The following is a 16,179-nucleotide window of genomic DNA, read 5'->3' as shown; positions in this document are numbered from 1 at the left end:
TTGTCCTCGTTCCCTGCCTCAGAGTCCGGCCTTCAGGGCCGCCTCGATGAAAATATCCAGACCACCATCGAGCACCTTTTGCGTATCGCCCACTTCGACACTGGTACGCAGATCTTTGATCCGTGACTGGTCGAGTACATAGGAGCGGATCTGATGCCCCCAGCCGATATCGCTCTTACTCTCCTCCAACGCCTGCTTTTCCGCTTCGCGCTTTTTCAGCTCCATCTCGTACAGCTTGGAGCGCAACATGCGCATCGCCTCGGCGCGGTTCTTGTGCTGCGAACGATCGGTCTGGCAGGCCACCACGATACCCGTCGGCACGTGCGTGATACGCACCGCCGAGTCGGTCTTGTTGATGTGCTGACCGCCAGCGCCGCTGGCGCGATAGGTGTCGGTCTTCAGATCGGCGGGATTGATATCGATTTCAAAGCTGTCGTCGATCTCGGGATAGATAAAGATACTGGCAAAACTGGTGTGCCGCCGATTACCGGAATCGAAGGGCGACTTGCGCACCAGACGATGGACTCCGGTTTCCGTGCGCAGCCAGCCGAAGGCATGATCGCCTTTTACGTGGATACTCGCCGATTTGATCCCTGCCACCTCTCCTTCCGAGACTTCCACCAGCTCGGCGGCGAACCCATGCGCCTCCGCCCAACGCAGGTACATGCGCAGAATCATTTCCGCCCAGTCTTGCGCCTCGGTGCCACCGGCACCTGCCTGGATGTCGACGAAACAGTCAGCGGCATCATGGGGGCCAGAGAACATCCGCTGAAATTCCAGCTTTTCCACCGCTGCCAGGGCCTGATCGAGATCGGCATCGACGGCTGCCAGAAGCTCCGCGTCATTTTCGCCCAGAGCCAGTTCCAGCATCTCAGCGCTGTCGGCGACCTTGGTGGCGAGCTCATCCATCGGCCGCACGATGGCCTCCAGGCTGGCACGCTCCCGCCCCAGTTCCTGTGCCTTCTCCGGCTGGTTCCAGATCGCGGGATCCTCGAGCTCCCGCCCGACTTCTTCTAATCGGCCCCGCTTTTCTTCGAGGTCAAAGATACCCCCTCAGGCCGTCCAACCGGGCCTGGAGATCGTCGCGCAGGGCGCGCATCTCATTCACTTCACGCATCGCAAATCCTTGTCTCGTGAGACTCCAGACCATGATCTGCCTGGCGCCAAAGGCGCATAGTATGCGCAAAGATTGCTCTAACGACCAGCACCGAGAAACATCACCGAGAAACATCTGCTATCCGAAGGCACGGATCTGTTTCACAGGATCGCGGTCATTGAAACCGAAGTGAAAGCGTTTCAAGGTCGGTCTGGTCAATCAGACCGTCAGGGGACTGCGGGTCGTTTCCAGAACCGGTCCCGTAAACGGAGAATGCCGAGCCTGGTGAAGAGACAAGCTCACACCTGTAGCGCCGCCGCGTGGTGCCGCAGGTGCTCTTCCATAAAGCTGGAGATAAAATAATAACTGTGGTCATAACCAGCGTGTTCGCGATAGCGGAGCGGCTGCCCGGCCTCCGCGCAGGCGGCAGAAAAAATCTCCGGCCGCAGCTGTTCTTTCAAAAAGGGATCGGCCAAGCCTTGATCCACCAAAATTTCTCCCGGGAATCTTTGGCGCAGCACCAATCTGCTGGCATCCCATTCCGCCCAAGCTTGGCGATCTTCCCCGAGATAACCGGTGAAGGCCTTCTCTCCCCAAGGCACCTGGCCGGGAGCCGAGACGGGAGCAAAAGCCGAAACGGAACGATAGCGCTGCGGTTCGCGCAGGGCACAGATCAACGCGCCATGCCCACCCATGGAGTGGCCCATGATGCTCGCCCGCGTCGCATCCACGGAAAACTCCTGCGCCAGGAGAGCGGGTAGTTCCTCGGTCACATAGTCATACATCTGGTAGTGCTGCTGCCAGGGGGCCTGCGCAGCACGCAAATAAAAACCCGCACCCATACCAAAATCCCAATGGGCATCATCACCGGGCAGACGCGCCTCGCGCGGGCTGGTATCCGGCGCCACCAGGATCAGCCCCAGCTCGGCAGCCCAACGCTGGGCGCCCGCCTTGATGAGAAAGGTTTCCTCGGTGCAGGTGAGGCCAGCGAGGTAATACAGCACGGGCAGCCGCTCTTTCTGTGCCTGCGGCGGCAAGTAGACTGCAAAGCGCATGGGCGTCTGACAAGCATTGGAGAAATGACGAAAGCGCCTGACGCTGCCGGCAAAGCAGCGATTTTCGGCAACACATTCGAGCTCCATCATCGCCCTCAGAAGGTAATGACGCTGCGAATCGACTTGCCTTCGTGCATGAGGTCGAAGGCCTCATTGATCTGTTCAAGCGGCATCACATGGGTGATGAGGTCGTCGATATTGATCTTGCCATCCATGTACCAATCGACGATCTTCGGCACATCGGTACGCCCGCGCGCACCCCCGAAGGCCGAGCCGCGCCAGTTGCGTCCGGTCACCAGCTGAAAAGGCCGGGTGCTGATTTCCTCGCCGGCACCCGCCACGCCGATGATCACCGAGGTACCCCAGCCCTTGTGCGCGCACTCCAGAGCCTGACGCATCAACTGCGTATTCCCCACACACTCGAAGGTGTAATCCGCTCCACCGCCGGTCAAGCCCACCAGGTAGGAAACCAGATCGCCCTCGACTTCCTTGGGGTTGACGAAATGGGTCATCCCAAATTTTTCAGCCAAAGCGCGCTTGCCGGGATTGACGTCGACACCAACGATCATGTCCGCGCCGACCATCCGCGCTCCCTGGATGACGTTCAGGCCAATGCCGCCCAGACCAAAAACCACCACCTTGCTGCCGGCCTCCACCTTGGCGGTAAAAACCACCGCGCCGATACCCGTGGTCACGCCACAACCGATGTAACAAACCTTTTCGAAAGGGGCATCCTCGCGAATCTTGGCTACGGCAATCTCCGGCAACACTGTGTAATTGGCAAAGGTAGATGTGCCCATGTAGTGATGCAGCATTTTGCCATTCAGTGAGAAGCGACTGGTACCGTCGGGCATCAAGCCCTTGCCCTGGGTCGGACGGATGGCCTGACAGAGATTGGTTTTGGGGTTGAGGCAATACTCACACTCACGACATTCCGGGGTGTAGAGAGGGATGACGTGGTCACCCGGCTTGAGCGAACGCACATTGGGCCCGACCTCGACCACCACCCCTGCCCCTTCGTGGCCGAGGATGGCGGGGAAGAGCCCTTCCGGATCGGCCCCGGAGAGGGTGTAGGCGTCGGTATGGCAGACGCCCGTGGCCTTGATTTCGATCAGCACCTCGCCGCTTTTGGGTCCTTCCAATTGCACGGTTTCGATGGAAAGAGGCTGCTGGGAGGCGAAGGCTACGGCTGCACGAACGTCCATGGGATCTCCGAAGTCAAGGAATGACAGAAAGATACCATCCGGTATGTAAGCTTGGCAAACTTCGTCCGAAAAAAACCGATGTATCAGAATATAGCTATTTATTAACTATAAAATGGAAATTTTACTTTATGGATAATCTTGTCTTAAGCACAAATTAAAACATTCCATTCGCCAAAATATCACCTCCAATAGATCATGCAGAAAACCTTGGAGTGAGCAACATGATCTTAAAAAAACTCAGATTTGCGATGTATCTGGCGATGATTACGACGAGCGTACCGGCCGACGCGGAAGCCGCCGAGCCCAGCAATATCGACCCCACTCCTCTCCTGGTACAGGTACAGGTGCACAACAGCGCTGAAATCGGGCAACAGACGGAAACATTCACGCACCCCGCCAGTGGTGCCGACAGCAGCCACCTGCTCGACTTTGTGAGCGGCGCACAGAGTGTCGCCTCAGGTGGCGTCTCTGCCTTGCCCTATCTGAATGGCCTGGCGAGCGATAATCTCAATTTGCGGGTGGACGGCATCTCGATCCCGAATGCCTGCCCCAACCAGATGATCCCGCCCCTGTCGTATCTGCCGTCCAGTCAGATCGGCAAAATCGAAGTCTACCCCACGGTGGCGCCGGTAAGTGTCAGCGACAACGCCATGGGGGGCACGATCCTGGTTTCCGCAACAGCGCCCATCTTTGCCAGCCCAACACAGAAATATACCTATGGCGGCAGCGTTGGCGCCTTCTATCAAAGCAATGGTGATATTCATGGAGAAAATCTCTCCGTATATGGCGCCACGCCGCATTTTTCCATTCAGTATGCCGGCAGTCTCAGCCAGGGTGACAATTATCAGGCGGCTAAGGGATTCAAAGCCGCGACATCCAGTATTCCGGCAAAAACCGTGGGCTCCAGCGCCTTCCGCAGCGAAAACCAGAGCGTGACCCTGGCTGGCCGTTGGAATACCCAAGAGCTCACGCTGCGCATCAGTCACCAGCACATTCCCTATGAGGGCTACCCCAATGTGCGTATGGATCTGACCGATAACCAGCAGACCAGTTTCAATCTGCACTATCGCGGCGGCTTTCACTGGGGCTTTGTCGATGCCCGAGTCTACAATGTTCTCATCCAACACGAGATGAATTTCCTGCCGGACAAAATCACCGCTATGGCACCAGAGATGCCCATGTATACTCAGGGAGTAAAAAATGGTCTGCGTCTGGAGTTCGGGCTGGATCTCAGCCCACAGGACCTGCTGCGTACCGGCATCGAGGTTGCACGCTATCACCTGAACGATTGGTGGACGCCAGTGCCGAGCAACCGGATGATGGGCCCGGATACCTTCTGGAATATCCGCGATGGTCGGCAGAATCACTACGACGCCTTTGCCGATTGGTCGCACCATTGGAGTCCGGAGTGGATGAGCCGCCTGGGCCTGCGTTTCGCTGCGGTAGACATGAACAGCGGGCCGGTGCAAGGCTACAACCCCATGATGTATGGGAATCCGGCCATGCCGGGCTCAGTGCCAGGGCAGTTCAATGCCGCTGATCGCTCCCGTAGTTTCAGCAACTGGGATCTCAGCGCCATTCTGCAGTATCACCCCACTGCCGCGACGGCCCTGGAGCTGGGTTACGCGCGCAACGTCCAGGCACCCAGTCTCTATGAGCTCTACCCCTGGTCCAGCAACCAGATGGCGATGTTCATGAATAGCTTTTCCGGGGATGGCAACGGTTACATCGGCAACCTGCACCTGCGCGCCCAGACCAGCAACACCATCAGCGCCAGCCTCCACCTAGAGGAAAGCCACTGGGATCTGCGGGTCACCCCCTATGTGAATTACATCCAGAACTACATCGGCGTCGAGCGCTGCCCAACGAGCTTGGGCGGCGCCTGCACCATCGCCAACCGTAACGTAGAAAGCGGTTTCGTGAACCTGCAATACCGCAACCAGAATGCCCTGATCTGGGGGGTCAACCTGCAAGGGCAGACACTGCTGCTGCGCAGCCAGCAGTGGGGGGACTTTTTCCTCGACGGAAAGATGGCCTATACCCGCGGTGAGAATCTCAGCCTCGACGTACCGCTCTATCGGATCATGCCACTGAATGGCAATCTCACCCTGCGCCAGGACTGGGGCCACTGGGAAAACTGGATGCGCGAGACCCTGGTCGCCAGCAAGACCCGGGTCGATCCCCTGCGCAATGAACTGCAGACGCCGGGTTACGGGCTGCTGGAACTGGGCACGCGCTATCGCTCCGGTCCCTGGCAGGCCAGTCTGCGCCTAGAAAACCTGCTCAACCAGCTCTACTACCAGCCCCTCGGCGGGGTGTACCTGGGACAGAAGCCATTTGTTTATGGCATCCCGCTACCCGGCCCGGGGCGGTCGGTGAATCTCGATCTCCGTTATCAGTTTTGAGATCGTAGTCCGATCAGCATGCCAGGCGCACCGCAATTCCTTTGGAAGCGGGCGTTTTCGAGAGCTTGTCGTGCTCCGAGATGGGAATCAGCGGGTTCAGCTCGGGATAATACCCGGCAACGGTACCGCGCGGGATCTCGAAAGATACGAGCTCCAGACCGTCCACCCGACGCTCTACCTCATCCGCCGCGTCACCGAGCAGCGATACCTTTTGTCCCGGACGCAGACCGGCATCCGCGATATCCGCGGCGTTCATGAGGAGCACATCGCGCGTACCCTCGATGCCGCGGAAGCGATCGGAATAGCCGTAGACCGTGGTATTGAACTGATCATTGGAGCGCAGGGTAATGAGCCGGTAGCGCCCTGGTGCATCGGCAAAATCCAGGGCATTGAGGCGTTCCGGCAGAGTGAATTCGGCCTTGCCGCTGGGAGTTTTCCAGACCCGCTCGCGCGCCGCGTTGACCCGCCAAAAACCTCCGGGCTTCTGAATCCGGGCGTTGAAATCATGGAAGTCCTCCGGGTAGGTAGCCGCGATCAGATCGCGTACCTGGCCATAGTCTGCTTGCCAGTCGTCCCAGCACAGCTTGGGATTGGGGTCCAGGGTCGCCTTGGCAATCCCCGCTACAATCGCCAGCTCCGAGCGCAGCTGCGGCGAGGCCGGTTCGCGGTGCCCGATGGATGGGTGGATCATGGAGAAGCTGTCTTCAATGGTCACGGTTTGATTGCCCGTCGCCTGCTCATCGATCTCCACGCGCGACAGGCAAGGGAGGATGTAAGATGCCTTGCCGGGGTACAAATGGCTGCGGTTGAGTTTGGTCGACACCGTCACCGTCAGCTGCTGCTGCGGCCAAACCTCCTGCAAACGTGCAATGTCGGGCATTGCCCGGAGCAGATTGCCGCCGAGGCTGATCGTGGCCGCCACCTCGCCACGTAGCAGGGCCTCACCAACCTCGACAATGTGCATACCGTCCTTCTGCGGCGGTTCAAAGTCGAAGAGGGCGCGCAGCTTGTCCATGGGAACGAGCGCCGCTTTTTCCGCGATGCCCACCGTGCGTTGCCCCTGCACATTGGAGTGCCCGCGCACTGGACAACAACCGGCACCGGGGCGGCCGATATTGCCGCGCAGCAAAAGAAAATTAACCAGCATGCCGACGTTCGTCGAGCCATGGACCTGCTGCGTCAATCCCATGCCGTATACGCCAATCACCCGTTCGGCAGCCATGTAGACCGCCGCCGCCGCGCGCAGAGCGTCCTCGCTCAAGCCGGTTTCCGCACAGATGGTCGCCCAGGACGTCGCCCGCAAAAAATCGAAGAAATCTTCGAAGCCATGAGTATGCTCGGCCAGGAACGCATGATCGATGACCGTACCACCCTGGGTTTCATCCGCCTCCAGGACCGCCTTGCACAGGCCAGTAAGGGCAGCGATATCGGAACCGGCACGCAATTGATGATATTGATCGGAGATTTGCGTCTCGTGGCCACTGAGCATATCCGACACGCTACTGGGATCGACAAACGCTACCAGACCCTGTTCCCGCACCGGATTGAAGGTGATGACCTTGGCCCCGCGCTTTTTGGCATCCTTGAGGGGATGCAGAAAACGGGGGGAGTTCACGCCGGGATTCTGACCAAAGAAAAAGAAGCAGTCAGCCTCGGCCAGATCTTCCCAGATTACCGTGCCTACCGGCGAGCCAATGACGCGCTTGAGACCGACGCTGGTGGTCTCGTGACACATATTGGAGCTTTGCGGCAGATTGTTGTTGCCATACACGCGGGCCAGCAAGGCGTAGAGATAGGAGGCCTCCAGACCGGCGTGCCCCGAGGCGTAGAATACCACCTGTTCTCTGGGCAAACGGTGCAGGGTCTGACCGATGGCGGAATAGGCCTCGTCCCAGGAGACCTCGACATAGCGATCCTGCTCGCGATCGTAACGCAGCGGTGCCGTGAGGCGTCCGGTCTTTTCGAGTTGGTGGTCGGACCAGCTACGCAGTTCGGTGACGGTATGCGACTTCCAGAATCTGGGTGTGCAGCGTGCCGAGGTGGTGTCCCAGAGGATCGCCTTGGCGCCATTCTCACAGAATTCGAAGGGATGGTAATTGACCGGCTTGGGCCAGGCGCAGGAGGTACACATGCTGCCGCCAGGCTTGTTGAGGCGTGCCAGGGTCTCCAGCGCCGCGGGGGTGGCCCAGCTCTCGCCGTAGATATGTACGATACCCTCTACCGATCCCCAGCCACCCGCCGGTGGCTTGGGAAGATTCACCTGGGATTTCCTTTCCACTGCCATTCTCCCGATTTTGTCCATACTCTTAGTATAGGAAGCCATCGTAAATCGTGCTCACCGAAGATAAATATAATCATTCTCTAATTTGACTTTGTTTAAAGATAGATTTTATCTTTCACAGATCATCCACCTGCAACAGGAGTTAGAAATGTCTGGAGAATGCCCGTTTCACCCCAGCCCCAACGTCGGAAAACAGAAACATAACCAGGAATGGTGGCCCAATCAGCTGAATCTCAAGATATTGCATCAGTTCACTTCCGCGACCAGCCCTATGGATCGCGATTTCAACTACCGCAAAGAATTCCTTCAGCTTGATTTGTCTGCAGTGAAGGCAGACCTCTTCGCTCTCATGCGCAACTCGCAGGACTGGTGGCCGGCCGATTACGGCCATTATGGCCCGCTCTTCATTCGCATGGCCTGGCACTCGGCAGGCACCTACCGCACCAGCGATGGCCGCGGCGGCGCAGGAATGGCGCAGCAGCGTTTTGCGCCGATCAACAGCTGGCCAGATAACGTCAACCTCGACAAGGCCCGTCGCCTGCTCTGGCCGATCAAAAAGAAATACGGCAACCGACTCTCCTGGGGGGACCTGATCATTCTCGCAGGCACCTGCGCTCTCGAATCCATGGGTCTACAAATCTTTGGTTTTGCTGGTGGACGGGAGGATGTCTATGAGCCCGACGAATCCGTGTACTGGGGACCAGAGGGCACTTGGCTGGAAGACCAGCGCCATGACGCAGACGGCGGCATCGATAATCCCTTGGCCGCCGTGCAGATGGGGCTGATCTATGTCAATCCCGAAGGTCCCAACGGTAAACCAGATCCCCTGGTATCCGCGCGTGAGGTACGCCAGACCTTTGCCCGCATGGCCATGAATGATTACGAGACGGTGGCCCTGACCGCTGGCGGGCATACCTTCGGCAAGTGCCATGGTGCGGGCGATGCCAGCATGGTGGGTCCAGCGCCCGAAGCGAGTCCTTTGGAAAACCAAGGTTTGGGCTGGGTCAGCACCTTCGCCTCCGGAAAAGGTGGCGACCAGATCGGCAGCGGTTTGGAGGGTTCCTGGACGCCTACGCCAACCACCTGGGACATGAGCTACTTCGAGGTACTTTTCGGCAATGAGTGGGAGACCGTCAAAAGTCCCGCCGGCGCCTGGCAATGGACCCCCACCCAACATACCGACGCCAACATGGCGCCAGCCGCCGCAGATGCCAGTAAGAAGGTACCGATCATCATGACCGATGCCGATATGGCTATGCGCCACGATCCTGAGTATGCACGAATTTGCAAGCATTTTTGGGAGAACCCCGAGGAATTTGCCGATGCCTTTGCCCGTGCATGGTTCAAACTCACCCATCGGGATATGGGTCCAAAATCGCGCTACTTGGGACCGGACGTACCCGCAGAAGACCTGCTTTGGCAGGATCCCCTGCCCGCCGTTGAATATCCGCTGATCAACGAACAGGACATTGCCGAACTCAAAAAACGGGTCCTTGCCAGTGGCCTGCCGACGCGCTCACTGGTATACACGGCCTGGTCAGCAGCCGCCAGCTTCCGTGGTAGCGACAAACGCGGTGGCGTAAACGGAGCGCGAATTCGCTTGGCTCCGCAGAAGGACTGGGCAGTCAATGAGCCGGAGCAACTGGCACAGGTGCTCGACAAACTGGAAACGGTACGGGAGGAGTTTCACGGCGCTGCGAAGGGTAAGAAAATCTCGCTGGCCGATCTCATCGTCATTGCCGGCAATGCTGCGGTAGAAGAGGCGGCAAGGGCGGCTGGCTATCCGGTGATCGTCCCCTTCCAGCCCGGGCGCGTGGATGCCAGCGCCGAGCAAACGGACGTCGAGTCCTTTGCCGTACTCGAGCCCTTCGCTGATGCCTTCCGCAATTATCAACGCGGCGAGTCGTCGGTGTCTGCAGAGGAGCTGCTGATCGACAAGGCCCAGCTTCTCGGGCTAGACGCACCCGAGATGGTGGTGTTGCTGGGTGGCATGCGCATGCTCGATGGCAATTACCAGAATAGTCGACATGGGGTCTTTACCGATCGTCCCGGTGTGCTCAGTACCGACTATTTCGTCAACCTTCTCGACATGAACAATGTCTGGAAAGCGGAAAATAGCGAGCAACTCTTTCGCGTCTGCGAACGCAGCAGCGGCGCAGAGAAATGGACGGCCACACGGGTCGATCTGGTTTGCGGCAGCAACTCGCAGCTGCGCGCCATTGCCGAGGTCTACGGGCAAGACGACTCCGGCCAGAAATTTGTTCAAGACTTTGCCGAGGCTTGGGCGAAGGTCATGCACGCCGATCGCTTCGATTTAGTCCCCTGACTCGCGAACCTGGGCCTGCGGATGCTCTGCATCCGAGGTCACAGGTAACGGTGCGCCCTCAGACGCCAATACCGTCGCCACATCGCGCGGATAGGTGAAGGCCGCGAAAACCATGGCGAGGCCGGCAATCAATAGAAGAATCAGCAACAGCAGAAAGGCATGCCCGAGGGCCTCGGCGCCTTGGTCACCGCTTTTCTGAAAATATCCAACCAAAAGCCCAATCATCAGCGGCGCCAACCCCACCAGAGTATAGCGCACCAGATTGCGTACACTTTCTGCTCGCCCCCACAAGCGCGAGTGCATGATATCGAGACGCGCAGCATCCAGAGTGGGATTGGTAGCGCCCAAAAACAAGGCCGCCAGAAAAAAACAAGGCGCCGCTACCCAGACGCTGGGCAGCAGGAAGGCCGGCAGAAAGGCCAGCACCGTCAGAAAGAAGGAGCCCGCTGCTACCCATACCCGCGCCGCAACAATGTGCCGGTGTAACAATCGATCTGCGAGCCAGCCACTGAGCAACACTCCGAAGATTCCGCCACTGCCTAGTCCCATGAACAGGATGCTGGCGGTATCAGCGGGCAGATCAAAGCGCTGCATGAGATAGAGATCGGCAAATACCAAAAGTCCGGTGAAATAAAAATAACTGGCCGATGAGCCGAGAACCAGAATGATGTTGGTACGAATGGTGACAATGTAACGTGCCGCCCGTATCCACGGCCAGCAGGTCGGATCCTCGTGCATCACCCGGTCGGGGTATGGCGAAATCGCCATCCGGCGAATCAGATCGGCAACCTTGTGGGAACGCGCTGGGGCGGAGTCAGCGCGCGAAGGGCTTGGGGAGCCGATGGCAATTTTTGCCATCGTATTGCGTTGCGGCTCTCGCAGATACCGTCGTATCACGACAACTCCCAATGACCCCAGCAATGCCAGACTCCAAAAAGCAAAACGCCAGCCCAGGAGGTCGGCGACGATACTCGCCACCAGCATTCCGATTCCCGCACCCAACAACTCACCACCGACAATCAGGCCAAAAATCCTGCCGCGCTGAGAGGGCGGAAAGTAATCCCCAGTCAAGGAGGCGACTACCGCGCCAACGGAGATACCGCTGGCACCGACCACAACCTGCGCCAGCAACAGCTCCAGATAACCGGGAATACAGCCGCTGGCAGCCATACCCAATGCCCAGCTGCCAGCAAAAATGGCCAGGAGCCGCACGCGCTTTCGCCGATCCACCCAGACCCCGGCGATCAGGGTGAGTATCGCGCCAGAGAGCGAGGCTACCGTACCCACCAGACCAAATCGCGCGTCGCTGATATGTAATGCGGTCTCCAGTGCATGAGCCAACGCCCCCAGTGCTGCGAGGTTTGCCGATGCCACCCCCAATACCGCGGCGAGTATTATCACTACCCGGGCACGATTGGGCAGATATTGTGAAAAGCGATATTCGATCTGCTCGTATTCGGAACAGAGCCAATGTTCCAGGTTGACGAGATTTTCCCTATTGATCATGGATGCAGTATAAGCGAAAAAGAGAACAGACGGCCTTGACCTTACAAACCAGTAAAGGGTTTATCCTGCAGCTATGAACGACACATTGACACCCGAATCCATCGATAAAAAGATCGCGCGCACCCCGAGCACCCAACGCCTGCGCGTGGGGGTAACGGGCATGACCTGTGCCTCCTGCAGCAGCCGGGTGGAACGGGCCTTGAACAAGGTGGCGGGGGTGGAAGCGAGCGTCAACCTGGCGACGGAAACGGCAGAGATCCAGTTTGATCCGGCGCAAACGCCCGCTGCCACCGTCGTTGCCGCCATCGAAAAAGCTGGCTACGGCACCCTCAGCGCCGAAGCGCAACTGGCCGTGGAGGGGATGACCTGTGCCTCCTGTAGCAGCCGGGTGGAGCGTACTCTGCGCCGTCTACCCGGGGTGCTCGAAGCCAGCGTAAACTTGGCAACGGAGCGCGCGCAGGTCCGCTATCTGCCGGCCAGCATCTCCGTCGACGAGATGATAGCCGCCATTCAGGCAGCGGGCTACGGCGCCAGAAACCTGGACCACAGCGAGGAGACGGAGGAAGGCGACCACAAGGCCGTCCTCCTGCACGCCATGGGCCGTGATGTGGTCCTCGCTATCAGTTTTGCCCTCATCATTCTTCTTCTGGCGATGGGATCGGCATTTTCACCCGCTTTTGCCGCTTGGCTAGAGACCAACGCGCCACTGCCCAAATTTTGGGAAGGCGTGCAATTTGTTCTGGCAAGTGTCGTGCTGTTCTGGCCCGGACGGCGTTTTTTCCGCCCCGGCTGGATTGCCTATCGTCATCTGTCTCCCGACATGAATTCTCTCGTCGCCACCGGTACCGGCGCGGCCTGGCTCTATAGCAGCCTGGTGCTTTTTGTCCCCTTCGTCTTTCCCGCCAGCGCTCGTCATCTTTATTTCGACTCCGCGGCCGTGGTCATCGCCGCCGTGCTACTCGGCAAATATCTGGAAGAGATCGCCAAGGGACGCAGTTCGGCGGCCATCCGCGCCCTGTTGCAACTGCAGACGAAAACTGCGCGACGCATCGATGCGCAAGGGCAGGAAGAGGAAGTGTCCGTTAGCCAATTGCGTCTCGGCGATCATCTCCTGGTACGCCCCGGAGAGCGTATTCCGGCGGATGGCCGGGTGCTGGAGGGCAGCGCCCATGTCGATGAAGCCATGCTCAGCGGTGAACCGATTCCGCAAAAACGCGAAGCGGGCGCCGAGGTCTTTGCCGGCACCTTCTGCCAGGATGGACGCCTGCGCATCGAGGTCACGCGCTTGGGGAAAGACTCGGTGCTGGCCCAGATCATTGCCCTGGTGGAGTCCGCGCAGAGCGGCAAGTTGCCCATCCAGGGTCTCGCGGACCGGGTGATCCGCATCTTTTCCCCGCTGGTTCTCGCCATCGCCTTGTTGAGCTTTCTGTTCTGGTCGCTTTACAGCGCCAACGTCAGTCTGGCATTGGCCACGGCCGTGGCCGTGCTGGTGGTTGCCTGCCCCTGCGCCATGGGTCTTGCCACACCAGCCGCCATCATGGTGGGCACCGGACGCGCTGCCGAACTGGGGGTCCTCTTTCGCAAGGGCAGTGCCCTGGAGATGCTCGCTGGCGTCGACACGGTATTGTTCGACAAAACCGGTACCGTCACCCGCGGCCGCCCGACCCTGGTCGCTCGCGGTGGTGCCCAGGAAGCGCTGGTGATTGCGGCGGCGGTCGAGCGCGATTCGGAACACCCCATCGCCCGCGCCATTGTCGATGCGGCGCCCACGCCTTCCCAGCCGGTCGAGAATTTCCGGGTGGTGCCTGGGCAAGGCGTCGAAGGGCAGTTGGCTGGCACCCAGGTGCGGGTGGGGACCCGGGAGTTTCTGGAGCAGCAGAATATCGCCATCCCCGAGGACGACGAACTGCGTAGTCAGGAAGCGGCCGGTGCGACTATCGTCTTTGTCGCTCAGGGCAATACCTATCTGGGCTGGCTGGCGGTGGCCGATGCCTTACGGCCCGAAGCGCCAGCCGTCTGCACCGCACTACGCCAGATGGGAATGAATCTGGCCCTGGTGACCGGCGACGGCGAGACAGCTGCGCACCGGGTGGCGAAACAACTTGGCATCGAGGAAGTACATGCGCGAATACTGCCGCAGGACAAGGCCAAGATCGTCCAGGAGGTTCAGGCTGGGGGGCGGCGAGTTGCCTTCATCGGCGACGGCATCAACGATGCCCCGGCCCTCGCCCAGGCGAATGTCGGAATCGCTCTGGCAAGCGGTACGGAGATTGCCATGGAGGCCGCCGACGTGACGCTGAGTCATCCCGACCTTGGCACCCTGGTCACCGCTCTGCGGGCAGCCCGGCAAACCCTGGGGCGGATTCGCGGCAATCTTTTCTGGGCCTTCTTTTACAATATCCTCTTGATTCCCCTGGCCGCCGGGGTCTTTTTGCCCTGGGGACTGCAGCTCAATCCCATGCTCGCTGGGGTTGCCATGGGCTTTTCCTCGATCTTCGTGCTTGGCAACAGCCTGCGCCTGCGACGCATCCGCGCCTTCGTCGCCTAGCACGGCTCCGCATGGCGAATCTGCAGTTGCAGGCGCGATTCACCGCGCCAGTCGTTGCGCTCCAGGGCATAGGCGAAACGGATTTGCTGGCCTGCCTGCACGGGATGCTCACCATCCTCACTGGCAAAGAACCAAATGGCGTCAAAATCCTCGCCACCCAGGCGCAGCGCAAGCTTAAGGTGGCGGCCATCACCCACCGGGCGTAGACTGCTGATCGTCCCTTCCGCAACAAAAAGGGGCGCCTCCCACTGCCGCCCAAAGGGCTCCAACTCGCTGATTTCCTGCAACTGTTCCATGCTGGGCAGGGTCGGCAGAGCGCCATCGGTCCAGATGCGTGGGCCAAGCGGTTCTTCTGCAAAATGCGGCGCCGCCAGCTCTGCCCAGGCGCCACGAAAGGCATCCAGGGCGCTGCGCCGCAGGGTGACCCCCCCGGCCCCGGCATGTCCGCCCCAAGCCAGGAAGGCATCGGGATGGCGGGCGGCGATCTGCGCCAGAGCATCCCGTATATGGAAAGCACCAACGCTGCGCAGTGAAGCGCTGACGAGATCAGGATCTTCCTTGGGAGTAAAAAAAGCCACCGGGCGACCTGTCGCCTCAACGATCTTGGCCGCGCAGATTCCTTGCACCCCGGCATGTCCTGCGGGGTCGAAGATGCACAGCGCCGCGGCATCGGAGCGGAGCTGTTCCTGCACCTGCCGCTGCGCCGCACCCAGCATCTGCGCCTGCACCGCCTTGCGCGCCTCGTTATCCTCCAGAAGCACGGCGGCGAGGCTTTCCGCCTCGGGCAGATTTTCGCTCAAAAACAGTCGTACGCTGTCCTCCGCCGAGTCGAGACGGCCACGAGCATTGATCAACGGTGCAAAACGAAAGGCCAGGGTAGCGGCGTCAATCTGCGCACTACTCCGGGTCAGGGCGGCGAGGGCGGTCCAGACCGGCCGCCGGCGAGCTCCGTTCATCAAGCGCAAGCCGTACGCGATGACGGCTCGATTATTGGGGGAGCGGGCCAGATCCACACAGTCCGCCACCGTCCCCAAGGCCACCAGATCCAGCAAGTCGCCCAATTTGGGGGCCGTGGCCGGCAGCAAGCCCGCCTTCTGCAAGCCCTGGCGCACCGCACAGCAATACAGCCAGGCGACATGGACGCCAGCCACATAGGGGTCGGGAAACTGCCCATCGCGGCGTACCGGATTGACGCAGGCAACCGCGCCGGCGGGCGGGCCCGCCTCCGGAATCCCATGGTGATCGGTGACGATGACGGTAAAGCCTGCAGCTTGCAGGCGGGCAATGCGCTCCTGATCGCTGCTGCCCTGATCGGCGGTGATCACCAGGGCCGGACGCGGTGCCTCGGCCAGAATGCGCTCGGTGAGCTTCTCCGAGACACCATAGCCATCGCGCAGGCGATGGCCGATGAAGCTGTGCAACCGCTCTTCCGGCACCAAAAAGTGGTCGCGAAAGGCCAGTTTCAACACCGCATGGGCAGAGGCACCATCGGCGTCATAATCAGAGATGAGGAGAATCGGCAGGCGCCGTCGCAGCGCGTCGATGGTGGCTTGCACCGCGACATCGATGTCGGGGAGCAAGTCGGGGGGACTCAGTTGCGCGAGCTTCCCCGATAGCAGATCCGCCACGCATCCGGCATACTCCGCGCCCAGGCGGCCAGCGATGATGCGCGCTTGCAAAGGGCGATAGCCAAGGGCCAGCGCCGCCGATTCTACTTCCGCAGAGACTTTCCGCGTGCAGATTTTCGGTCGTTGCAT

General features: G+C 59.8%; 9 protein-coding genes. 3 read left to right on the top strand and 6 right to left on the bottom strand.

Features of this window, described 5'->3' with window-relative positions; translation table 11 throughout:
* Nucleotides 1–18 precede the first annotated feature (18 nt).
* From prfB to ACQAYK_RS00850, 3 genes are all read right to left on the bottom strand, one after another.
* A protein-coding gene (prfB, locus tag ACQAYK_RS00860; RefSeq protein ID WP_215872618.1) for a peptide chain release factor 2 occupies nucleotides 19–1,117 on the bottom strand; the annotation gives its coding sequence in 2 pieces (ribosomal slippage) (nucleotides 19–1,041 and nucleotides 1,043–1,117; 1,098 coding nt in all).
* A gap of 278 nt (nucleotides 1,118–1,395) precedes the next feature.
* On the bottom strand, nucleotides 1,396–2,241 hold the full coding sequence (gene fghA / locus ACQAYK_RS00855; protein ID WP_215872617.1) for an S-formylglutathione hydrolase: 846 nt from the start codon (nucleotides 2,239–2,241) through the stop codon (nucleotides 1,396–1,398).
* 5 nt (nucleotides 2,242–2,246) lie between these two features.
* On the bottom strand, nucleotides 2,247–3,356 hold the full coding sequence (locus ACQAYK_RS00850) for an S-(hydroxymethyl)glutathione dehydrogenase/class III alcohol dehydrogenase (protein WP_215872616.1): 1,110 nt from the start codon (nucleotides 3,354–3,356) through the stop codon (nucleotides 2,247–2,249).
* A gap of 221 nt (nucleotides 3,357–3,577) precedes the next feature.
* Here ACQAYK_RS00850 and ACQAYK_RS00845 point away from each other — a divergent pair, with 221 nt between their 5' ends.
* On the top strand, nucleotides 3,578–5,761 hold the full coding sequence (locus tag ACQAYK_RS00845) for a TonB-dependent receptor plug domain-containing protein (protein WP_215872615.1): 2,184 nt from the start codon (nucleotides 3,578–3,580) through the stop codon (nucleotides 5,759–5,761).
* A gap of 13 nt (nucleotides 5,762–5,774) precedes the next feature.
* On the opposite strand, the gene ACQAYK_RS00840 is transcribed toward ACQAYK_RS00845, so the two are convergent.
* Nucleotides 5,775–8,039: an FdhF/YdeP family oxidoreductase gene (locus ACQAYK_RS00840; protein ID WP_255789949.1), complete on the bottom strand. Its 2,265-nt coding sequence runs from the start codon at nucleotides 8,037–8,039 to the stop codon at nucleotides 5,775–5,777.
* 151 nt (nucleotides 8,040–8,190) lie between these two features.
* On the opposite strand from ACQAYK_RS00840, the gene katG reads away from it, so the two are divergent.
* On the top strand, nucleotides 8,191–10,368 hold the full coding sequence (gene katG, locus ACQAYK_RS00835) for a catalase/peroxidase HPI (RefSeq protein WP_215872613.1): 2,178 nt from the start codon (nucleotides 8,191–8,193) through the stop codon (nucleotides 10,366–10,368).
* On the opposite strand, the gene ACQAYK_RS00830 is transcribed toward katG, so the two are convergent.
* Nucleotides 10,357–11,874: an MFS transporter gene (locus ACQAYK_RS00830; RefSeq protein WP_215872612.1), complete on the bottom strand. Its 1,518-nt coding sequence runs from the start codon at nucleotides 11,872–11,874 to the stop codon at nucleotides 10,357–10,359. The two genes, katG and ACQAYK_RS00830, sit on opposite strands and share 12 nt — an antisense overlap.
* A gap of 73 nt (nucleotides 11,875–11,947) precedes the next feature.
* Between ACQAYK_RS00830 and ACQAYK_RS00825 the strand changes: the two genes are divergently transcribed.
* Nucleotides 11,948–14,422, top strand: a complete 2,475-nt coding sequence (locus ACQAYK_RS00825; RefSeq protein WP_215872611.1) for a heavy metal translocating P-type ATPase — start codon at nucleotides 11,948–11,950, stop codon at nucleotides 14,420–14,422.
* On the opposite strand, the gene ACQAYK_RS00820 is transcribed toward ACQAYK_RS00825, so the two are convergent.
* Nucleotides 14,419–16,179, bottom strand: a complete 1,761-nt coding sequence (locus tag ACQAYK_RS00820) for a single-stranded-DNA-specific exonuclease RecJ (protein ID WP_215872610.1) — start codon at nucleotides 16,177–16,179, stop codon at nucleotides 14,419–14,421. The genes ACQAYK_RS00825 and ACQAYK_RS00820 overlap by 4 nt on opposite strands.

The sequence above is a fragment of the Acidithiobacillus sp. AC3 genome, assembly GCF_050261095.1.
In the GTDB taxonomy this organism is placed as follows: Bacteria; Pseudomonadota; Gammaproteobacteria; order Acidithiobacillales; family Acidithiobacillaceae; genus Igneacidithiobacillus; species Igneacidithiobacillus copahuensis.
The sequence above is the reverse complement of the archived record's forward strand: the minus strand, read 5'-3'. Positions and strand labels throughout refer to the sequence as shown.